The sequence below is a fragment of the Streptomyces sp. NPDC046887 genome (genome assembly GCF_040644755.1).
Taxonomy (GTDB): Bacteria; Actinomycetota; Actinomycetes; order Streptomycetales; family Streptomycetaceae; genus Streptomyces; species Streptomyces lichenis.
The window spans coordinates 1-20,508 of sequence record NZ_JBEYXH010000055.1 but is presented as its reverse complement, the minus strand read 5'-3'; the positions used below and the strand labels follow the sequence as shown (position 1 = coordinate 20,508).

Below are 20,508 nucleotides of genomic sequence, written 5' to 3'. Positions count from 1 at the left end.
GCACCCGGCGGGAGGGCGCACCGGCGCGCCGCTCCCGGACCAGCCGGCGCGTCCGCGTGTCACGGTCGCGCGGGTGTGCGACCCCGCCTTGCTCCGGTGCTCCGGTACGCGCGCGGGCCTGGGCTGTGGGCGGCGCTCGTACGCTCGGTCACCGAACTCCCGTATTCCGGCGCCCGCTTCCGGGCATGAGCCCCCCACGCACCGAGCCGCCACCCCGGGGAGGGACACGTGTTCAGTACGGCAGACACCGCGGACGTTGTCATCGTCGGAGCCGGGATCGCGGGGCTGACCGCGGCCCGCCGACTGGTCGAGGCGGGGGTGAGCGTCCGGGTGCTGGAGGCCGCGCCGCGGGCCGGCGGGCGGATGGCCACCGAGGAGGTGGACGGCTTCCTGCTGGATCGCCCCGGGCTGCCGCTGAGCAGCGCGCAGGAGGTGCTCGCGGGCACCGCGCTGCGGCTGTTCCAGCCGGGGGTGCTGGTCCGGTCCGACGGCCGGCTGCACCGGGCGGGCGGACCAGGGGTGCCGCCCGCCTCGGCGCTGACCCGGGCGCGGGTACTGGCCGAGGTGCCGCGCGGTCTGGATCAGGCCCGGCTGGGCGCGGTCCTGGCCCGGCTGGCCCAGACGCCGGACGACCGGCTGGCGGCCCGGCCCGAGCGGTCGGCGCTGGAGGCGCTGGCGGGGCGCGGGCTGCCGGCCCGTACGGTGCACCGGTTCGTCCGCCCGCTGCTGGCCGCGCTGCTGGGCGACCCGGAGCTGTCGACCTCCAGCCGGTGCGCGGACCTGGCGCTGCGCGACTACGCGCGCGGCCGGCTCTGTGTGCCGGAGGGCGGCGCGGGGGTGCTGCCCGAGCGGCTGGTGGCGGCGCTGCCGCCGGGCACGGTGCGCACCGGCGTACAGGTGAAGGAGGCGTCCACCAACCGGGTGGTGACGGCCGGTCACGGGGAGCTGGGCTGCCGGGCACTGGTGGTGGCGACCGGGGCGCGGGCCGCGGCGGAGCTGCTGCCGGGGCTGCGGGTGCCGCGGTTCCGCCCGCTGACGATGGTGCACCACACCGCGCCGCAGGCCCCGCCGGTGGGGGCGTCGCTGGTGCTGGACGCGGACCGGCCGGGCCCGGTGGCCTGGTCGGCGGTGCTGAGCGAGGTGGACCCGTCGCGGGCGCCGCGCGGCCGGGTGCTGATCGGCTCCATGGTGCCGGGTCCGCTGCCGGACCGGCTGGACGAGCGGGTGCGCCGGCAGCTGGCCGGGATGTACGGGGTGTCCACGGCCGACTGGCGGTTGCTGGGCGTGCACCACGACGCGGAGGCCGTCCCGGAGACGGCGGCGCCGCATGACCCGGACCGGCCGGTGCGGCTGCTGTCGGGGCTGTATGTGTGCGGCGACCACCGGGGCGCGGCGGGGGTGCAGGGGGCGTACGCCTCGGGGCGCCGCGCGGCCGACGCGGTCCTGCGCGATCTGGGCGTACCGCTTCCCACCCGCCGGGACGAGCCGCTGCCGGCGGCCGCCTGAAACCACCCGGGCCGAGCCGGAGGCGTGCGCCCGGCCCGGCCCGGGTCTCCAACCCTCCGCGCGTCCGTCGGCGTCCTTCCGCGTCCTTCCGCGTCCGTCCGCGTCAGATGCGGTGGACGGTGTGCAGCTTCTTGGCGTACGTACCGTCGCCGTCCAGCACGGAGGCGCCGCCCAGGTCGGACATGGTCGGTCCGTTGGCGGTCTTGCGGCTGGAGAGGAACCGCCGTCCGCCGGTCGGGTCCTCGCCGAGGTAGATGCCCACGTGGTCGATGGTCGCGGCGGTCTGGTCGTCACCGGAGTCCGCGTTGAAGAACAGCAGGTCGCCGGGGTGGAGCCGGGCCGCCGCGGGCGGGGTGGTGCCGTCGGCCGTGCGGTCGATACGGACCCCGGGGGTGTGGTCGACCATCTGGCGGGAGGCGCGCGGGATGCGGGTCCTGGAGGTGTCCGCACCCGCGGCCATCGGCACGCCCAGGTGGTAGCCGTAGACCATCCGCGTATAGCCGGAGCAGTCGAGGTTGCCGACCTGCTTGCTGGACGGGCCGGTGGTCTTGCCGTCCGGGAAGGTCCAGCCGGTGTTCATGTACTCGTGGAAGTCGGCGCCCTCGTAGCGGTAGCCCTGCGGATCCAGGTAGCCGTAGCCGGCCTCGCCGAGGACCGGCTTGTCCTTGGCCGGTCCGGCGCCGCTGGTCACCGCCGGGGCCCCGGCCAGGAACATCGCCGCGTAGGCGAGGACGTCCGGTGCCGTGGAGCCCGCCCAGCCGCGGATGGTCTGCTCCAGTGCCGGGGCCCAGGTGCCGTCGAACGGCTGGGGCAGCACCCGTACCCAGGCGCCGTGGGTGACGCTCGGCGGCGCCGCCCAGTTGGCCGCGTCCACCTGGAAGCGGCTGACGAGCAGCTTGACGGGCAGGTTGGTGCAGCCCTTGTTGGCGATGGCGCGCAGGCCGACCCTGCCCTTGCCGAGCGCGCCGGCGGGGGCCTCCGTCGTCCAGGTGGACGGCTCGGCGCCGGCGGCGCGCCAGGCCTTGACCTGGACGCGGTCGCCGTGGCGGCGCACCCGGATCACCGACAGCCTCCGGACCGCGCCGACCCGACGGCTTCCGCGCCGCACGCGTACCGCCGCACGGGCCGTCCGGCCGCCCCCACCTCACGCCGCGCGCCGACCGGCGGCCCACCCATCGCCGCACGCCCACCAGCCGCCCCCCGCCCCTCCCCGATCGGCGGCCTCCGTACCGCTCTCCGCCCTACCCCAGCGCGCCCACGCGGTCGCGGTAGGTGCGGACGGGGGCGGCGTCGCGGTAGGGCTCCAGCCGGCGCTCGAAGTCGCGGACGTACTCGGTGGCGCGGGCCGAGCGCATCTCGGTGGCCTGCTGGGCGGCCTCGGCGCCCAGCGCGCAGGCGTGGTCGAGTTCGCCGAGGCCGAGCCGGGCGGTGGCGAGGACGACCCGGCTGAACAGCCGGCTGCGGGCGAACGCGGGGGCGCGCAGCTGGAGGGAGCGTTCGGCGTGCTGGGCGGCCGGGCGGTACTGGTGCAGGTCCCGGTGGCAGTGCGCGGCGTCGGCGGCGAGCTGCGCCTCGTCGAAGGCCCGCCCCCAGTGCGGGGTGTCGTCGCCGGGGCGGGCGGTGTCCAGGGCCCGTTCGGCGCGGGTGAGGGAGGCGGTGCAGGCGCGGGCGTCGCCGAGGACGGCGTGCCCGCGGGCCTCGGCGGAGTGCAGCAGGGCGTGTACGGCGGGCGGCGCCGTGCCGACGCCCTGCTGGGCGACCCGGGCGAGCTGTACGGCCTCCCGGCCGTGGCCGAGGTAGACGGCCTGGCGGCTCATGGTGACCAGGACGTAGCTGCCGTAGGCCCGGTCCCCGGCGGCCTGGGCGAGCCGCAGCGCCTGGACGAAGTAGCGCTGGGCGAGGCCGTGCGCGGCGATGTCGTACGAGGTCCAGCCGGCCAGCCGGGTCAGGTCGGCGACGGCGCCGAACAGCCGGCGCCCGGTGGTCTCCCCGTACACCCCGCGCAGCATCGGCTCGGCCTCGTGCTCCAGATAGCGGACCAGGGCCTGGCGGGCGTGGCCGCCGCCGTAGGCGTGGTCGAGGGCGCGGAACAGGTCGCCGACCGACCGCAGCGCGCCGACGTCCCCGGCGGTGACCCGCTGGCCCGGGCCGCGGTCGGTGGAGCGCTGCCGGGGCAGCCCGGCCCGGGCCGCCCCGGGAATGGCGGGAACGGCGGGGACGGGGTGGGGGGTGGCGGGTAAAGCGGCCGGGGCCAGGGAGGCGGGGGTACGGGCGGCGGGGGCCGGGTGGGCGGGGAGCCCGGGCCGGCCGAGGGCGGGCGTACGGCCGGCGGGCGGCGGCACCGGGGCGGCGGCATCGGCGGCGGCCGTCGGGTACGGGCGGCCGTCCTGGGGGCCGCCCTGGGCGGGCACCCGGGCGGCGGCGGCAGGGGGCGCCGGGGGGTCGATCCGGCCGACGCGTTCGTCGGCGCGGCCGATCAGCCAGTCCCGGCTGGGCACCACCAGACCGGCCGGGGTGAAGGTGATCTTCCGCAGTTCGGCATGGCTGCCGGAGTCCTTGCGCCACAGCCCGCTGACGATGTCGACGGCCTCCTCGGGGGTGGCGGCGAACTCCAGCCCCGCGTAGACCGGGGCGCAGGCGTCCAGGCCGAGGTCCTGCGCGGTGAGCCGGCGGCCGAGGCGGCGGGTGAAGACCTCGGCGATAAGGGCCGGGGTGGTGCCCCGGGGCTGCTGGCCGCGGAGCCAGCGGGTGACGGAGGTCTTGTCGTAGCGGAGGTCGAGGCCGTGTTCGAGTCCGAGCTGGTCGACCCGTCTGGCCAGTCCCGCGTGCGAGAAGCCGGCTTCGGCGATGAGGGCGGCGAGCCGGCGGTTGGGGGTGCGCTGCGAGGGTCGGTCCGTCATCGGCTGTGCGCTCTCCTGACTTGCCGTGCTGTGCCTTCCCGGTGGGGGCCCGCCGCGCCGGGGGCCCTTCCGGTGGGGTTGCGGACCCCCGGGAACGGCGCGAACTTAACCGCCGTCGGCGTCGGTACCGCCGCCTTCGCCCCGCATTCATCCGATCGTGTGAGGATTGAGGTCGCCGCTGACGGGCCGAGGACGGACCGAGCACGGGACCGGGTGCCGGTACGGCGGTGAGGAAGACGGCATCCACCTGGCCGTCCGGCCGCCCCGCGGCCGCCGTACAGTGGCACCGGCGGCGATGGATGCACGCTGCAAGTGCTGCCGCACATTCGTAGGGAGGCGTTGCCGTGAGTGAGCCGCGATTCGTCCATGTGGGCTTCGGCCCGGAGGCCGTCGAGTACCGGCGGGCCTGGGACATGCAGCGCGAGGTGCACGCCGCGCGGTTCGCCGACGAGGTGCCCGACACCTGCCTGCTGCTGGAGCACCCGCCGGTCTACACCGCGGGGCGGCGCACGCTCGACAGCGAGCGCCCCCTGGACGGTACGCCGGTGGTGGACGTGGACCGCGGCGGCAAGATCACCTGGCACGGTCCCGGCCAGCTGGTGGGCTACCCGATCATGAAGCTGCCCCGCCCGGTGGACGTGGTCGCCCATGTCCGGCGGCTGGAGGAGGCCCTGATCCGTACGGCGGCCGACTTCGGCGTGGAGACCACCCGGGTGGAGGGCCGCAGCGGGGTGTGGGTGCTGGGCGACCCGGTCGAGCAGCGCCCGGCGCTCGGCGGCCTCTCCCTGGACTTCGACCCCCGGCTGACGGATGAGGAGTTCGACCCGCGGCTGAACGGTCCCGAGTACGCCCCCTCCAACGCCGGTCAGCGCCGCGAGGACCGCAAGCTGGCGGCCATCGGCATCCGGGTCGCCAAGGGCGTCACCATGCACGGCTTCGCGATCAACGTGAGCCCGGACAACACCTGGTTCGACCGGATCGTGCCCTGCGGGATCCGGGACGCGGGGGTCACCTCGCTGGCGAACGAGCTGGGCCGGGAGGTGACGATCGCCGAGGTGCTGCCGGTGGTGGAGCGGCATCTGAAGGACGTCCTGGAGAACGCCGAGCTGCGGCCCCGCGAGATCGAGGAGGCGGCATCGGCCGCCCCCGCGCCCGCTTAGGGCCCGCCCTCCGGTACGGGGCCGGGGCCGGCTCGGGGGAATGCCCCGCACCGGGTCTCGGTTGCCCTCAGGAGGACCACATTTTTACCGGGCGTACCCTGGTGTTCGCCGTGGAATCGAAGCCGTAGGAGCCAGCCGTGTCCGCAGTCGCACCCGACGGACGCAAGATGCTGCGCCTGGAGGTCCGGAACAGCCAGACCCCCATCGAGCGCAAGCCCGAGTGGATCAAGACCCGGGCGAAGATGGGCCCCGAGTACAACCAGCTCCAGAAGCTCGTCAAGAGCGAGGGGCTGCACACGGTCTGCCAGGAAGCGGGCTGTCCCAACATCTTCGAATGCTGGGAGGACCGCGAGGCCACCTTCCTCATCGGCGGTGACCAGTGCACCCGGCGCTGCGACTTCTGCCAGATCGACACCGGCAAGCCGCAGGCGCTGGACCGCGACGAGCCGCGCCGGGTCGGCGAGTCCGTGGTCACCATGGACCTCAACTACGCCACCATCACCGGCGTCGCCCGTGACGACCTGGAGGACGGCGGTGCCTGGCTGTACGCGGAGACCGTGCGGCAGATCCACGCCATGACCGGTGAGCGCGAGGGCGGCCACACCAAGGTCGAGCTGCTGATCCCCGACTTCAACGCGGTGCCCGAGCAGCTGGCCGAGGTCTTCTCCTCCCGCCCCGAGGTGCTGGCGCACAACGTGGAGACGGTGCCGCGGATCTTCAAGCGGATCCGCCCCGGCTTCCGCTACGAGCGGTCGCTGGAGGTCATCACCCGGGCCCGCGAGGCCGGCCTGGTGACCAAGTCGAACCTCATCCTGGGCATGGGCGAGACCCGCGAGGAGGTCAGCGAGGCGCTGCGCCATCTGCACGAGGCGGGCTGCGAGCTGATCACCATCACCCAGTACCTGCGCCCCTCGGTGCGCCACCACCCGGTGGAGCGCTGGGTGAAGCCGCAGGAGTTCGTGGAGCTGAAGGACGAGGCCGACCAGATCGGCTACTCCGGTGTGATGTCCGGGCCGCTGGTGCGCTCCTCCTACCGGGCCGGCCGGCTGTTCCAGCAGGCGATGGAGGCCCGCAACCAGGCCGCCGACGCCGCCTGACCTCCTCGTACCGCTCTCGTACCGCTCTCGCACCGGCGGTGTGAATCGCCACACAGCGGGCGCGGGACGGACAAGGCGGCGGCAGAACCCCGCGACGGCGCGGGCCGCGCAACCCCCAGGTGAGGGGCGCGCGGCCCGCGCCGTCCGCGTTCCCGTCCACCACCCTCCCCTTCCCTCCGCAGAACCGTTCCGTCATCCGCGTTTGACCGGCAGGTCACGCCCTGGTAACACCATTTTGTGACGATGGACGCACGCTCCGCGCACAGGGTCATCGCGGATCGGAGCCGTGCCCCGCTCGCGTTCCGCATCCGCCGACGCCCGCGCCGGCTTCCACCCGCCCGCCGGCCCCGTACCGGCGGACCTCCAGCACCGCGCCCCTGGGAGGCTTCCGACATGCAGGCTCCGACCCCGGTACCCGCAGTCACCCCACGCGTACGCGACATCCGCGAGGCACGGAGCGCGGCCGCCGCCCCGTCCCGTACCGTCGCGCCCTCCCCCGCCCGTACGGTCGCGGCCGCTCCGCTCCCCGCCGTGACCGTCACCGGCGCGCTGCGGGCCGTGGAGGCGCTGCTGCTGGGCGCCGGGCAGCGCACCGCCCGCCGCAACGCCTGGACGTCCGTCCTGGAGGACCGCCGCCGGGCCCAGGACCGGGTGGAGGCCCAGCACGTACTGGAGGCCGCGCGGGAGCGCGGGCCGCGCGCCACGTAAACTTCACAGCATGGCGAGGAAGGCACAAGCGGACAGCGCTGACGCGACCGCGAATCCCGGGCGACTGAAGCAGATCGCTCTGACGTACAAGATGACCCGAAAGGCCGACCCGAAGGTCGGTCTTGTCGTCGCGGGCGTGGGAGTCGTCGTCTTCGGCGTCCTCCTCGCGATCGGCTTCCTGATCGGACACCCGGTCTATCTGGGCATCCTCGGCTTCCTGCTCGCCTTCCTGGCGATGGCGATCGTCTTCGGCCGGCGCGCCGAGCGGGCCGCCTTCGGCCAGATGGAAGGCCAGCCGGGCGCGGCCGCCGCGGTGCTGCAGAACATCGGCCGGGGCTGGACGACCACCCCGGCGGTGGCGATGAACCGCAACCAGGACGTCGTCCACCGCGCGGTCGGCAAGGCCGGCATCGTGCTGATCGCCGAGGGCAACCCGAACCGGCTGCGCACCCTGCTGGCCGCGGAGAAGAGGCGGATGGCCCGGATCGTCGTGGACGTCCCGGTGCACGACTTCGTGATCGGCAACGACGAGGGCCAGGTGCCGCTGAAGAAGCTGCGCACCACCCTGCTGAAGCTCCCGCGGGTGCTGGCCGGCCCCCAGGTGACCGCCACCAACGACCGGCTGCGGGCGATGGGCGACCTGATGAGCAACATGCCGATGCCGAAGGGCCCGATGCCCGGCCGTGGCGGTATGCGGATGCCGCGCGGCGGCAAGATGCGCTGAGCGCACACACGCACAGTGGTACGGCGGAGGGCGCCCGATCGGCGATCGGGCGCCCTCCGCTGTACTGTCTCCGTCTTTCGGTCCCCTCAGCCCCGGACCTGCACCGCCCGCGAGAGCCGGTCGTGCAGCCCGCGCCCATCCCGGTCCCAGATCAGGGCCGGCAGCGCCAGGCAGAGCAGCGCGCTGCGCAGGACGGCGCGGCCGGCGCCGAGGCGGTCGCCCTCCACCGAGATGACCCGCAGCCCGAACAGCCGCTTGCCCGGTGTGGCGCCGATGGTACCGACGGTGAGCACACTGAGGGCGAAGAGCACGGCCACGGCCCAGTTGCCGACGACGGTGCCGCTGTCGCCGCGGGCGATGAGGCCGTAGGCGATCAGCATGCACAGCGCCCAGTCGGTGAAGATCGCGCCGAAGCGCCGCCCGAGCGGGGCGAGGGAGCCGGGCCCCTGTTCCGGCAGACCGAGCCGCCGGCCCCGGTAGCCGAAGTCGGCGCCCATCTCCTCGGCGGCCGCGCGCGGCCCGGAGAGCCACGATCCGATTGCTTGCCTGTTGTCCACCCGACCACGGTACTGCGCCCGGTTTCGATCACTTCCGCCCGGGTCGGCGCCGGTCCGCGGCAGAGGGCGGCGGAGGGGCACCGGTGGGCACGGCGGCCCTCCCTCCGGTTAACTTGGGCGAAACAAATGGGTCATGCTTGAGAAATCCCACGTCCCTAAGGTCGGGACCAGCGTGTGCCACCGCACTGGCCGCACGACCGAGCTGCAAGCCCGCCCGCTCCCGGGTGGGAGTAGGAGGAGTTGGATGTTCCGGAACGCCGACGAAGCCAAGAAGTTCATCGCGGACAACGACGTCAAGTTCGTGGACGTCAGGTTCTGCGACCTGCCGGGTGTGATGCAGCACTTCACGATCCCGGCCAAGGCGTTCGACCCGGCCGAGGAGCTGGCCTTCGACGGCTCGTCGATCCGCGGTTTCCAGGCCATCCACGAGTCGGACATGGCGCTGCGCGCCGACCTGTCGACGGCCCGCCTGGATCCGTTCCGCCGGGACGCCACGCTGAACATCAACTTCTTCATCCACGACCCGATCACGGGCGAGCAGTACAGCCGCGACCCGCGCAACATCGCCAAGAAGGCGGAGGCCTACCTCGCCTCCACCGGCATCGCGGACACCGCGTTCTTCGGCCCCGAGGCCGAGTTCTACGTCTTTGACTCGGTGCGCTTCAACACCACCGCCAACGAGGGCTTCTACCACATCGACTCCGAGGCGGGCGCCTGGAACACCGGTGCGCTGGAGGACAACCGCGGGTACAAGGTCCGCTACAAGGGCGGCTACTTCCCGGCCCCGCCGGTCGACCACTTCGCCGACCTGCGCGCCGAGATCTCCCTGGAGCTGGAGAAGTCCGGCCTCCAGGTCGAGCGCCAGCACCACGAGGTGGGCACCGCCGGCCAGGCGGAGATCAACTACAAGTTCAACACCCTGCTGGCCGCGGCCGACGACCTGATGCTCTTCAAGTACATCGTGAAGAACGTCGCCTGGCGCAACGGCAAGACCGCGACCTTCATGCCCAAGCCGATCTTCGGTGACAACGGCTCCGGCATGCACGTCCACCAGTCCCTGTGGACCGGCGGCGAGCCGCTCTTCTACGACGAGCAGGGCTACGCGGGCCTCTCGGACACCGCCCGCTACTACATCGGCGGCATCCTCAAGCACGCCCCGTCGCTGCTGGCCTTCACCAACCCGACGGTGAACTCCTACCACCGCCTGGTCCCCGGCTTCGAGGCCCCGGTCAACCTGGTCTACTCGCAGCGCAACCGCTCGGCCGCGATGCGTATCCCGATCACCGGCTCGAACCCCAAGGCCAAGCGCGTCGAGTTCCGCGCCCCGGACCCGTCCTCCAACCCGTACCTGGCCTTCTCGGCCCTCCTCCTCGCGGGCCTGGACGGCATCAAGAACAAGATCGAGCCGGCCGAGCCGATCGACAAGGACCTCTACGAGCTCGCCCCCGAGGAGCACGCGGGCGTCCCCCAGGTCCCCACCTCCCTGCCCGCCGTCCTTGAGGCCCTGGAGCAGGACAACGAGTACCTCCAGGCCGGCGGTGTCTTCACCTCCGACCTGATCGAGACCTGGATCGACTACAAGCGCACCAACGAGATCGCCCCGATCCAGCTCCGCCCCCACCCGCACGAGTTTGAGCTCTACTTCGACCTCTAAGCGATTGGAGAAACTGGGGCATACCCGCATCTGCGGCAACACCACCCCGGAAACCCTCCTGACCTGCGGAAAAACCACCGGATAGCTTCGGTCGTTTCCCGTTGGTTCCGGTCGACTCGTGCTCGGACGGCCGAAACCTGACGGTGCGCCAGGCACGGCTTCGCCAGAGCAAGAGCCTCGTCACTCCCTGTAGGGAGTGACGAGGCTCTTGAGGGCGAACCGGCGTGGCTCCGCGACGTCTTCGCCTGCCCCGGCCGGCCCGGCGTCGGAGTACGACGCCCAGGGTCATGAAACGAAGGGAGGCCCTCTCCACAGAGGACGGTTGCAGCCGTCTCGTCCATGGTGGAAGCATTCAAGAAAGGGCACACATCGCCCGTGACAACGCGGCCATGCACGCCACTCGGGCACGGGCGGCGTTGCAGAGGCGGTGAAAGGAACCAGCCCCTGCGCTGCCTGGGTATGCGCCTCGGAAGGCCCCCCAAGCTGCAGCGCATGGCCTGAACAAGACGAAGCCTCCGCCGATCCGAATCGCTCCGAAGTGGAGGCTACGTCGTTTCCCGCGGTCAGCCGAGGAATGTCTGGCGCCACTCCAGCGGCGACATCGTGAGCGCCGCCCCGGCCAGTTCTCGGGCGGACGCCGTCTTGAGGCTGTTCAACGACGTGTCGATCCAGTCCTGCACCAACGTGTTTCCCTGCGCCCGGTACTCCACCGCCTGCACCAAGCACTCCAGCTTGTCCGCGTCCTTGGCCACGACCGCTTCGGGGCTGTGGTTAACCTCGTACTCCTCGACCACACGCTGGACTCCGGCCTTCACCGCCGGGTGCGCGCGGGCAACCTGGTCGGCGGTGACGGTCTCGTTCGGCGCAGCCTTGATGTAGCGGCGGCCGATGTGGGGGATGTCCCCGATGCGGGTCTCCTGGGTGTCGTGGAAGAGGCACATCAGCGCGACCTTCGCCGGGTCCACGCCTTCCATCATCGCGAGGACAGCGCCGATGATCCCGACGCGGAACGAGTGGTCGGCGATTGACTCGGGGTTGTTGTTGCCGGTGAACCACCAGCCGGTCCTCTTGGCCTGCTTCATCACGCCCATCTCGAAGATGAAGCCGGCCGTGCCCTTCGCCGTGTCGTCCGCCATGTGCTGACCTCCGCTCTCAGGTGCGATCACGCAAAACGTAGTGCACGACGTTGAGTTCGCGGCGGGACCTTTCCGAGATCCCACCTCCGTCCAGCACCCGCTCGGTACGTTCCTCAAGCTCCGCCGCCAGCCCCTTCGCCGCTGCCGAGAGCCATGGGTGCGCAGTCAGCAGGGCCCAGAGGGTGTGGGCGTACAGGTCGACATACCCGGGGGCGTAGTGGAACCCACGCACCAGGCCCCGCAGCAGCGTGACCGGGTCCCAGGCGGTCAGTTCACGGTCCCGCATGAATCGGTCGTCAGACTGCGGCAGTTGTACGCTGCCGAGCCAGTAGGCCCAGTAGTTCAGGTTCGCGGCCTCGGCGGTGTCGTCGTCGGCCAGTGAACGCTCGATGAAGTCCAGAAGCGGTTGAGGATCACCCAGTCGGGCCAACGCGGTCGCCGTCGAACGCGCCTCCGCCCAGTGCTCCGACCACCCCCGTCGGGCCAGCACCCCGCGCCGTGCGTGCAGGGCTTGCGCCGCCCAGGACGCCGCTGCGGGTCCTCGGTCGTATGAGGCGAGATAGAGCGCCTGGCGGTGCAGCAGAGCCCCGCCTCTCGGGCGTCGCGCTGCTTCGGCGGTCTCCCGCAGGTGCTCGAAGAACTGCGCCCGCTCTCCCGTGCCGAGCTGCGGAGCAAGAGCCGAAGGTCCCCGCCTAGGTGGCGCAACCCGGCCGGCGAGAGCTGGGGGCGCCAGCCCCGTCAAGGCCCACGCCAGCATGTGAGCGGTGTCCCTCGTGTGCACCCACAACGCCAACGGGTGCAGGTCCCGCTCCTCCGATGCGTCGAGCGCCGCCCCGATGATCCGGTCCGCGTCCATCGCCGGATCGAGTAAGCCCACCACCCGCGGATCCGCGCCGAGCAGCCCCAGCCGGCGTCGCAGACTGAGCAGCGCGCCCGCCTTCATGTTCGCCAGTGGGCGGCGCCCCGACTCCCAGCCCTGCAAGGTGCCCAGGTCCACGTCCAGGGCCTCCGCCATCGCCGTCTGCGGACGGGGGATGCTCTCCCGCGCCAACCGCAGCACGAACCCCGCAACCGATCCTCTTGCCGCACGTCCCCGTGCGGGCGGTCTCGACGCCATGTCCTGCTCCTTGAGTGCGCGTTGCCCCCAACCCGTACTGCCAGTCAGTCCTATCGCGCTCACAGCGACCGTACGTTCAAGACGTGGAAACCGACGGCACCCGGAAGAGTTCAGCCTGTTGACGCAGCCGCTCGGGGATGGAGAACTCCGGAGGCCCCGACGCAGCGGGTCGTGTCGCGTCCCGAACCGCGGCCCGCTGCTCACACGAGAGGAGTGACCACGTGACGACCTCCGTACCAACTCACAGGACCCCCGGCGCGAGCGGCCGGACGTACACGCCGCCGGAGCCTCAGCCGGGTGCGCCCAACCGTGCTCTGCGCCTGCGGGCGGCCGACGGCTGGGAGAAGTTCATGCACCGCGCCGAGAGCCGGCCGGAGGCGGGGACGTGAATCCGGTGGATCCGGACGAGTACGAGCAGCACCCGCTCCTGGACAAGAGCGTCCGGGACATCGCCTCGCGCGGTGAGGGCGTCCTCGTCGCCGTGACGCACGAGCTCCACAGCCACGGCACTGTACGGAGCGCCCACATCCGCCCCACGGGAGGGGTCGAGTGGACGACGGCGGCGGACACATCCAGCTCGTACCGTGAGCCGGTTACGCCTCTGAGGTTGGCGCCAGCAGCTCACCGTCCTCGCGTACGTCGCCGTCGCCACTGCCGTCATGATCGCGATGGCCGTCGCCGGCACGCCCGACGGAAAGCCCACGAACTTCCGCTCTCCACGGCCTGATCCCCGTCCGGAGCGGATGCAGCACCAGGCATCACTCGCACTTCAACGAGAGGAGCACCACCATGATCAACACTCGCAACGAGAACAGCGTCACCGCCCCCGAGAAGGAGCCGGTGGCCGTCGACCTCGGCGACGTCGCCGAGCTGACCGAGGGCCAGGGCGGCGGACAGTCGGAGGACAAGCGCCGCGCATACAACTGCTGACCCTGCCGCACCGAGCGTGACCCCGGCCTCCGGGCTGGGGCCGCGCCCCCGTTTCCGGACCTGGAGGACACGTTGCCCATCGGTGGATTCAGCACCACCCGGCCCGACCTTCCTCGCCCGCTCGGCGCGGAGAGCATCACCACGCCGTCCCTGTGGCGGCTCGGCAGCATCCCCGTCCGCACGGCGCAGCGCCCTAGTCGACGCGTCCATGTCATCGGTTTGTGCGGAGCCACCGACGAAGAGACGCAGGCCCTCGCCGACCGCCCCATATCCGCCCGCGCAACTTGGCAGTGGCCGGGCACCTACGCGGTCTTGGAGGAGGTGGAGCACGGTCTGGTCCTTCACACCGACCCGGCCGCCGCCCTGCCTCTGTACGCGGTTGCCTGGCAGGGGATTTGGGCGTGGTCGACATCGGCCCGCTACCTCGCCGCCCTGGCGGACGCGTGCCTCGACATCAAGCGTCTAGCATGCGCGATCCTTGCCCCATCTGTGCCCGTACTGTCTTCCGGCCGTACGTACTTCTCTGGAGTCGAACAGCTCCCTCCCGGCAGCCGCATCGAACTCCCTGCCACCGGAGGCCGCTACACATGCAGCACCACGTGGTGCCCCGACCCCCTCAACGGACCGCCGCCGCACCTGCGCTTGCGCGATGCCCTCACTTCCGCCGTACGTCTCCGCGCCGACACCGACCCGGCCCTGTCCAGCGACCTTTCCGGTGGCCTCGACTCCACCACGGTCGCCGTCCTCGCCTCCCGCGCCGCGCCGGACCCGGTCAACGCTGTCACCATCCACCCCCATGGCGTCCTCGACGGGGCCGACCTCCGTTACGCCCGGCTCACCGCTGCGGCCTCCCACGGCAGGCTCCGCCACCACCGCCTTCCGCTCGGCGATGAACACCGGCCGTACACCAGGATCACCGACGTGCCCGTGACCGACGAACCCGCGCCCTCCACCCTCACGCAGGCCCGACTCCTAGCCCAATTCAGCTGGATGCGCCGGGAATTCGGCACCGGCACCCACCTGACCGGCGACGGCGGAGACAGCATCCTCTTCCAGCCGCCGGCCCACCTCGCCGATCTCCTGCGCCACCACCGCTACACCCGCGCCGCCCGCGAGGCCCTTGGATGGGCTCGACTCCGTCACACCGCCGTCGCCCCGCTGCTTCGCTCCGCAGCGATCATGACGACCACCACCCGCGAGCGCGCCTTGGCCGCTCTCACCACCGAACTGACCAGCAGGGCCAAGCAGAATCGGGGGGATGCCAGGTGGTTCTTCACCCTACCCGTACCCGCATGGGCAGACCCGTCAGCGGTACGCCTCCTCACCGAGGCCGCCGAGGACTACGCCGCCGTGCCCGACCCGCTGCCGGGCCTGGACGCCTCGGTGCGCATCCTCGTGGACGAGATTCGGGAGGTGGCGCGCACGGCGGTGGCCGACGCCGAGCTGGCCGACGCCTGCGGGATCGAGCTGCACAATCCGTTCCTGGACGCCTCCGTTGTCGACGCGGTGCTACGGACTCCGCTCGGCCAGCGCCCCCCGCTGTACGCCTACAAGCCGGTGCTGACCAAGGCGTTCGCCGATGTCCTCCCCACCGAACTGACAGGCCGCATCACGAAGGGCGCGTTCGAGGCGGACCACTACGGCGGACTGCGCGCCGCGCTCCCCGCACTCCTCGCCACCGGGGGCATGAACCTGGCCTCGCTCGGCCTGATCGACGTGAAGGGCTTCCGTGACCAGATGCTCCAGGCCGCCGCCGGGGTACCGGTGCCGCTCGCGCACATCGAGCAGGCCTTGGCTGCCGACGCCTGGTCGCACGCCATCACCCGCGCCCCCGAGCCCATGTGGGTCACCCCCGTCCCCGGAAAGGTGGAGTAGTGGAGCGGTCCGTGGACTTCGGCCACGTGCGGGTCGTCATCGACTACGACACCGGCCGCGTGCGCTGCCTGATCCCCGCGGAGCCCGGCCCGTCGACCCCGCCGAAGGCGAGCTGGGGCAGCACGGAGCACCCCGCCGGCCTCACCGTCCCCCGCGGCACGTGGAGCTCCACCGCAGCCGCAGCCCTCGCCGGCGTCTTGGCGGTGAAAGCGGCGGGCAAGAGAGAGTCCGCCATGCGACGTATCACCGACGCCCTACGCACAGCCACGTCGACAACCACACACCCCGCCACCCCCGAGCAGGCCGAGCGTGCTGTGCTCACCGTGCGCCGCGTCGCCTGGTTCTCCCCCGCCCGAACCGCCTGTCTGGAGGAGTCGGCTGCCGCGGTGCTCCTCCTCGCCCTCCGGCGCCGGTCCGTCGTCTGGTGCCACGGCGTCGCGCCGGATCCCGTACGCCTGCACGCATGGGTCCAGACTGGCGACGGGATCCCCGCAGCCGAACCCCCTTCGACACTTCTCTACACACCTGTCCTGATGATCGGAGACACTCGTGACTGAGCCGACTCTGTGGCTGACCACCAAGATCTGCGGCCTCGGCCCCTACCGCGCCGATCTGGTCGAGACGTACTGGAAGTGGGAGCAGGATCCCACCCTGATGATCGGTTACGGCCGTCAGACCCCCGAGTCCCTGGAGGCCCGCACCGAAGGGATGCAGCACCAGCTTCGCGGCGCCAATACCCGCTTCACCGTCTACGACATGGCCGGCGCCCAGCCCCGCCCCATCGGCGTCACCACCCTGCTGCCCGACGATGCCGTACGCACGGCCGAATTCGTCATCATGCTGTCCCGCGAAGCCCGCGGACGCGGTCTCGGTACCGAAGCCACCCGTCTGACCCTCGATTACGCGTTCCACGTGGCCAACCTGCGGATGGTGTGGCTCAAGGTGCTCGCCCCCAATGTGGCCGGAATCAAGGCGTACGAGCGTGCCGGGTTCCAGCACGCCGGGAAACTGCGTGCAGCCGGGTACTGGCTCGGCCAGGTCTGCGACGACGTGCTGATGGACGCCTTGGCCCAGGACTTCACCGGGCCGTCGTCGGTGATGGCGCTGCTCGGACCGACCGACATCTCATCCACGAGGAGAACGCTCTGAGGGCGTCGAGCTGGACAGTGGGGACGCGGGTCAACGCCAGCCCCGAGGAGTCCGACGGAGTGGTGGTACTGGTCGTACGGTGACCGGTACGGGGTCCCCAGGCAATCGGTGCACCCGCCGCGCTGTACGTACGGGCCGACGACGCCGAGGAAGTGCTCTGCCCTGCGTTCGTAGCGGCGGTGCAGGCGACGGCAGCCGGCCAGCCAGGACACCGTCCGTTCGACCACCCAGCGATGACGGCCCAGTAGGGCAGAAGACTCCATGGAAACGCCCCTGGCCGCGCCGGGTGGGCGCGGGCAGGGGCGGGGTGCCGGGCGGGTCAGCCGGTGTAGATGAGGGTGCGGACGAGGCGGCAGGTGGTGGGGGACGGGGGGTGGACGCCTATGCGGGTGGCGGTGGCGTGGATGGTGTCGTCGTCGGCGGCGGCGGGATGGTAGACGCCCGCGTCGAGCAGGGCGATGGCGAGGCGCATCGCCTTCAGGCGGCGGTTGTGGGTGATGTACCACTCGCGGGGCAGGCCCGCGGGGAGCGGCTGCTTGGCGGACGGCTCGATGCGGGCTGCGGGCAGGGTCGTGAGGGTGGCTACGGCCATCGGCGACCTCCTGGTACGCGGTGCGGGGCCCTCCCCCGGGCCCCTGCGAAGTACCTCCATTCTACTGGCGGGGACTGACAATTCCCCCTGGTGAGTGACGGTTTGGGGTGCTGTGGGCAAGTGGGTCAGACGGGGTCGGCGGTGGCGAGGAGTTCGGTGAGGCGGAGGCCGAAGCGGGCGTCGCAGGGGTGCGGGCGGCCGGTGCGGGCCGCGGTGAGCAGGGCGTCCACGGCGGCGTGCAGGGCATCGGTGGCGCCCGCCCAGGAGGGCAGGGTGGCGCGGCCGTGCTCGCCGAACAGTTCGATGCCGGCGTGTGCGGCCTTGGGCGGGGCGCTGAGGCTCATGCTGGCCGTGGCGGTGGCGCCGGAGGCGTGGCGCAGGACCAGGTGGCGGCCGCCGTCCGGGTCGGTGACGGCGGCGGAGAGGTCCGTCACCTCGCCGAGTACGGGGAGGAGTACGGAGAGCACATGCGGGCCGACGTCCCAGAGGGCGCCCTTGGCGCGGCGCCAGGGGGAGGCCGCGTACTCGCTGCTGGACCCGGCCGCGAAGAGGGAGCCCAGCCAGTGGGCCTGGGCCAGGTACCAGCCGCCGAGCGCGGCCTGCTGCTCGATCCAGGGCGCGGTGTCGGGGGCGAAGCGCAGGGTGCAGAAGACCACCGAGGCGGCGCCGGACCGCTCGGCGGCCTCGGTGACCTCGCGTGCGGCGGCCACGGTGGTGGCCACCGGCTTGTCCAGCAGCAGATGGCGGCCGGCCGCGGCGGCCCGGGCGGCCAGCGGCGCCTGGACGTCCGGCGGCAGGGCGAAGGCGAGCGCGTCGCAGTCGGCGATCAGCGCGTCCACGTCCTCGTAGGCATGGGTGCCATGGGTCGCGGCCAGCTCGGCGGCCGCCTCGGGGCGCCGGCCCCATACGCCGGCGAAGTGCACTCCGGGGTGGGCGGCGAGCACCGGGGCGTGGGTGTGGCCGGCCCACGGACCGGTGCCGAGGAGCCCGATGCGGAGGGGGTGGGAGGGGGAGGGGGAGGTGGGGTGCGTGGTGCTCATGAGGGGCAGTCTGCCCGCGGTGCGTCCGTTCGTACGACAATCGCGCACGGGTGGGTGCCTGGGGCTCCTTTCGGCTGGCCGCCGGGTAACACGGGGTTCATCGTCGGGCAACGGCCGGGAAACGCCCTGTTGCCAGGCTGCGCGCATACCGCTGCACCCGCGAAGGATGAGGTTGTCGTGAGCATCAAGGCCGAGTACATCTGGATCGACGGCACCGAGCCGACCGCCAAGCTGCGCTCCAAGACGAAGATCCTGGCCGCTCCCGTCGACGGTGTGGACGCCCTGCCGATCTGGGGCTTCGACGGCTCCAGTACGAACCAGGCCGAGGGGCACGCCTCGGACCGGGTGCTGCGGCCGGTGTTCTCCTGCCCGGACCCGATCCGCGGCGGCGAGCACCTGCTGGTGCTGTGCGAGGTGCTGAACACGGACCTGACCCCGCATGTCTCGAACACGCGGGCCGCGCTGGCCGAGGTGGCGGAGAGGTTCACCGCGCAGGAGCCGATCTTCGGCATCGAGCAGGAGTACACCTTCTTCGACGGCGAGCGCCCCCTCGGCTTCCCGGCGGGCGGCTTCCCGGCCCCGCAGGGCGGCTACTACTGCGGTGTCGGCGCCGACGAGATCTTCGGCCGGGACGTGGTGGAGGCCCACCTGGAGAACTGCCTCGCCGCCGGCCTCGGGATCTCCGGTATCAACGCCGAGGTCATGCCCGGGCAGTGGGAGTTCCAGGTCGGCCCGCTGGCCCCGCTGGAGGTCTCCGACCAGCTCTGGGTGGCCCGCTGGCTGCTGTACCGCACCGCCGAGGACTTCAAGGTCTCCGCGACCCTCAACCCCAAGCCGGTCAAGGGTGACTGGAACGGCGCCGGGGCGCACACCAACTTCTCCACCCGGGCGATGCGCGAGGGCTACGAGGCGATCATCACCGCCTGCGAGTCGCTGGGCGAGGGCTCCAAGCCGCTGGACCACGTCAAGAACTACGGGGCCGGCATCGACGACCGGCTGACCGGGCTGCACGAGACCGCCCCCTGGAACGAGTACAGCTACGGCGTCTCCGACCGCGGCGCCTCGGTGCGCATCCCCTGGCAGGTCGAGCAGGACGGCAAGGGCTACATCGAGGACCGCCGTCCCAACGCCAACGTCGACCCGTATGTGGTGACCCGGCTGCTGGTGGACACCTGCTGCACGGCGCTGGAGAAGGCCGGGCAGGTCTGAGCCGTGGGGGAAGAGGGGAGGCGTCCGCCGCGCGGGGTGCGCGGTGGGCGCCTTCGCGCTGGGGGACGAGGATGGGCCGGTGCGGGCAAGTCTCCCGGATGGACCGGGGCGCCTTCGCGCTGTAGATCAACGGGCGGACCGGGGCGGACAAGCCGCTTTCGGTCATGGGCGGTTACGGGAGGCCCCGGATCTGGTTCAATAGGTGCCATGGCCAGCATTCAGAGCACCGCGACGGGTCGCAGCGACCTCATGCCGTTCTGGCCTACCCGTCAGCATGACGACTTCGACCGGGTCTGTTGCCGCGCGACGCACGCGCCGGCCTGCTGAGAGACGCCTCGGTCACCTCGCCCCACCCGCCCTTTCCCGTACCGCCGCCCCGCACCCATGGGTCCGCGGTCCGGTCGCCTGGTGGGCCGTCCAACCGCAGGACGCCTTCTCGCCGCCGCGCCACGACGTACTCCCCCGTCCCTCCGCGCCGCGAAAGAGCTGATCTCCATGCCCCAGACCCGTACGCTTCCCGTCCGTTCATCCGCCGCGACCGCTCCCGCCGAGCCCCCGCAGGCCCCCTCCCCCGCCGTCCCGTTCCCCGGGCGCAGACTGCGCGCGGTGGGCCGGGACGAGGCGGTGGAGGCGGTGGACGTCAGCGAGCTGCTGGCACCCGGCGCCACCTGGCTGCCGGCTCCCCCCAACGCCGTACCCGCGCTGCCCGGGCAGCCGCCGATGGTCGGCTATCTGGTGCTGGTCCCGGCCGCCGGGGCCGAGGCGCCCGGTCCCGCCGGCGACCCGGCCGCCGACGGGCCGGTGACCATCGACGGTGAGCGGCGTACCGCCCTGGTGGACGGGCGGGCGCTGGACCTGACGTATCTGGAGTTCGAGCTGCTGGCCCATCTGGTGGCCAACCCGCACCGGGTGCACACCCGCGACCAGCTGGTGACCACGGTGTGGGGGTACGGGCATGTGGGCGACGGGCGGACGGTGGACGTTCATGTCGCCCGGCTGCGCCGGAAGCTGGGCGCCGAGCACCGCCACACCATCCAGACGGTGCGGCGGGTCGGTTACAAGTACACGCCCACCGGACCCGGGGCGGGCGATGCTGCTGATCCACGATATGCAGAAGTACTTCCTGCGCCCCTTCCCGGCCGGCCGCTCCCCGG

The 20,508-nt window shown here is 72.3% G+C and carries 19 protein-coding genes and 2 pseudogenes; 12 read left to right on the top strand and 9 right to left on the bottom strand.

What is annotated here, in order from left to right; translation table 11 throughout:
* Window positions 1–228 precede the first annotated feature (228 nt).
* The gene (locus ABZ945_RS31305) at window positions 229–1,506 is read left to right on the top strand and encodes an NAD(P)/FAD-dependent oxidoreductase (protein ID WP_361276532.1); all 1,278 of its coding nucleotides are present in this window, start codon (window positions 229–231) and stop codon (window positions 1,504–1,506) included.
* Window positions 1,507–1,609: 103 nt separating this feature from the next.
* Here ABZ945_RS31305 and ABZ945_RS31300 read toward each other — a convergent pair whose 3' ends face one another.
* Complete coding sequence (locus tag ABZ945_RS31300) at window positions 1,610–2,569, bottom strand: NlpC/P60 family protein (RefSeq protein ID WP_361276529.1); 960 nt, start codon at window positions 2,567–2,569, stop codon at window positions 1,610–1,612.
* 178 nt (window positions 2,570–2,747) lie between these two features.
* A complete protein-coding gene (locus ABZ945_RS31295) occupies window positions 2,748–4,406 on the bottom strand; it encodes a regulator (protein ID WP_361276527.1) in 1,659 nt (552 codons plus the stop codon).
* 344 nt (window positions 4,407–4,750) lie between these two features.
* On the opposite strand from ABZ945_RS31295, the gene lipB reads away from it, so the two are divergent.
* The 4 genes from lipB (at window position 4,751) to ABZ945_RS31275 (ending at window position 8,095) form a co-directional block, all read left to right on the top strand.
* A complete protein-coding gene (lipB, locus tag ABZ945_RS31290) occupies window positions 4,751–5,566 on the top strand; it encodes a lipoyl(octanoyl) transferase LipB (RefSeq protein WP_361276524.1) in 816 nt (271 codons plus the stop codon).
* A gap of 137 nt (window positions 5,567–5,703) precedes the next feature.
* Window positions 5,704–6,663 (top strand): lipoyl synthase, encoded by a 960-nt coding sequence (lipA, locus tag ABZ945_RS31285; protein WP_248635564.1) that lies wholly within the window; start codon window positions 5,704–5,706, stop codon window positions 6,661–6,663.
* 393 nt (window positions 6,664–7,056) lie between these two features.
* Window positions 7,057–7,371, top strand: coding sequence for a hypothetical protein (locus tag ABZ945_RS31280; protein WP_361276556.1), 315 nt, complete (start codon window positions 7,057–7,059; stop codon window positions 7,369–7,371).
* A 10-nt stretch (window positions 7,372–7,381) separates the two neighbouring features.
* On the top strand, window positions 7,382–8,095 hold the full coding sequence (locus ABZ945_RS31275; protein ID WP_248635565.1) for a DUF4191 domain-containing protein: 714 nt from the start codon (window positions 7,382–7,384) through the stop codon (window positions 8,093–8,095).
* An 86-nt stretch (window positions 8,096–8,181) separates the two neighbouring features.
* Here the strand turns inward: ABZ945_RS31275 and ABZ945_RS31270 are convergent, their stop codons facing one another.
* Window positions 8,182–8,652 carry an RDD family protein gene (locus ABZ945_RS31270; protein ID WP_361276521.1) on the bottom strand — a complete coding sequence of 157 codons (471 nt, stop codon included), beginning with the start codon at window positions 8,650–8,652 and terminating at the stop codon, window positions 8,182–8,184.
* 244 nt (window positions 8,653–8,896) lie between these two features.
* Between ABZ945_RS31270 and glnA the strand changes: the two genes are divergently transcribed.
* Window positions 8,897–10,306 carry a type I glutamate--ammonia ligase gene (glnA, locus tag ABZ945_RS31265; RefSeq protein ID WP_361276518.1) on the top strand — a complete coding sequence of 470 codons (1,410 nt, stop codon included), beginning with the start codon at window positions 8,897–8,899 and terminating at the stop codon, window positions 10,304–10,306.
* 563 nt (window positions 10,307–10,869) lie between these two features.
* Here the strand turns inward: glnA and ABZ945_RS31260 are convergent.
* The 3 genes from ABZ945_RS31260 to ABZ945_RS31250 all read right to left on the bottom strand — a co-directional run bounded on the left by ABZ945_RS31260 (window position 10,870) and on the right by ABZ945_RS31250 (window position 13,058).
* Window positions 10,870–11,442 (bottom strand): HD domain-containing protein, encoded by a 573-nt coding sequence (locus tag ABZ945_RS31260; protein WP_361276516.1) that lies wholly within the window; start codon window positions 11,440–11,442, stop codon window positions 10,870–10,872.
* Between the two features lie 16 nt (window positions 11,443–11,458).
* Window positions 11,459–12,559 carry an XRE family transcriptional regulator gene (locus ABZ945_RS31255; RefSeq protein WP_361276513.1) on the bottom strand — a complete coding sequence of 367 codons (1,101 nt, stop codon included), beginning with the start codon at window positions 12,557–12,559 and terminating at the stop codon, window positions 11,459–11,461.
* A gap of 289 nt (window positions 12,560–12,848) precedes the next feature.
* Window positions 12,849–13,058 (bottom strand): hypothetical protein, encoded by a 210-nt coding sequence (locus ABZ945_RS31250; protein WP_361276510.1) that lies wholly within the window; start codon window positions 13,056–13,058, stop codon window positions 12,849–12,851.
* Window positions 13,059–13,348: 290 nt separating this feature from the next.
* Between ABZ945_RS31250 and ABZ945_RS31245 the strand changes: the two genes are divergently transcribed.
* From ABZ945_RS31245 to ABZ945_RS31230, 4 genes are all read left to right on the top strand, one after another.
* Window positions 13,349–13,489 carry an albusnodin family lasso peptide gene (locus ABZ945_RS31245; protein ID WP_361276507.1) on the top strand — a complete coding sequence of 47 codons (141 nt, stop codon included), beginning with the start codon at window positions 13,349–13,351 and terminating at the stop codon, window positions 13,487–13,489.
* A gap of 72 nt (window positions 13,490–13,561) precedes the next feature.
* Window positions 13,562–15,364 (top strand): albusnodin/ikarugamycin family macrolactam cyclase, encoded by a 1,803-nt coding sequence (locus ABZ945_RS31240; protein ID WP_361276504.1) that lies wholly within the window; start codon window positions 13,562–13,564, stop codon window positions 15,362–15,364.
* Between the two features lie 11 nt (window positions 15,365–15,375).
* Entirely contained in the window at window positions 15,376–15,921 is a 546-nt protein-coding gene (locus ABZ945_RS31235; protein ID WP_361276501.1) for a lasso peptide biosynthesis B2 protein, read from the top strand.
* Window positions 15,914–16,513: a GNAT family protein gene (locus ABZ945_RS31230; protein ID WP_361276498.1), complete on the top strand. Its 600-nt coding sequence runs from the start codon at window positions 15,914–15,916 to the stop codon at window positions 16,511–16,513. The genes ABZ945_RS31235 and ABZ945_RS31230 overlap by 8 nt, the downstream gene beginning before the upstream one ends.
* Before the next feature lie 155 nt (window positions 16,514–16,668).
* Here the strand turns inward: ABZ945_RS31230 and ABZ945_RS31225 are convergent.
* From ABZ945_RS31225 to ABZ945_RS31215, 3 genes and pseudogenes are all read right to left on the bottom strand, one after another.
* Window positions 16,669–16,794 (bottom strand): annotated as a pseudogene (locus ABZ945_RS31225) (transposase); the annotation flags it as partial.
* A 38-nt stretch (window positions 16,795–16,832) separates the two neighbouring features.
* Window positions 16,833–17,105 (bottom strand): hypothetical protein, encoded by a 273-nt coding sequence (locus ABZ945_RS31220; protein ID WP_361276495.1) that lies wholly within the window; start codon window positions 17,103–17,105, stop codon window positions 16,833–16,835.
* Between the two features lie 125 nt (window positions 17,106–17,230).
* Entirely contained in the window at window positions 17,231–18,145 is a 915-nt protein-coding gene (locus tag ABZ945_RS31215) for a Gfo/Idh/MocA family oxidoreductase (protein WP_361276493.1), read from the bottom strand.
* Between the two features lie 177 nt (window positions 18,146–18,322).
* Here ABZ945_RS31215 and glnII point away from each other — a divergent pair, with 177 nt between their 5' ends.
* Entirely contained in the window at window positions 18,323–19,354 is a 1,032-nt protein-coding gene (gene glnII, locus ABZ945_RS31210; RefSeq protein ID WP_361276490.1) for a glutamine synthetase, read from the top strand.
* A 495-nt stretch (window positions 19,355–19,849) separates the two neighbouring features.
* Window positions 19,850–20,425 (top strand): annotated as a pseudogene (locus tag ABZ945_RS31205) (winged helix-turn-helix domain-containing protein); the annotation flags it as partial.
* Window positions 20,426–20,508: the final 83 nt, after the last annotated feature.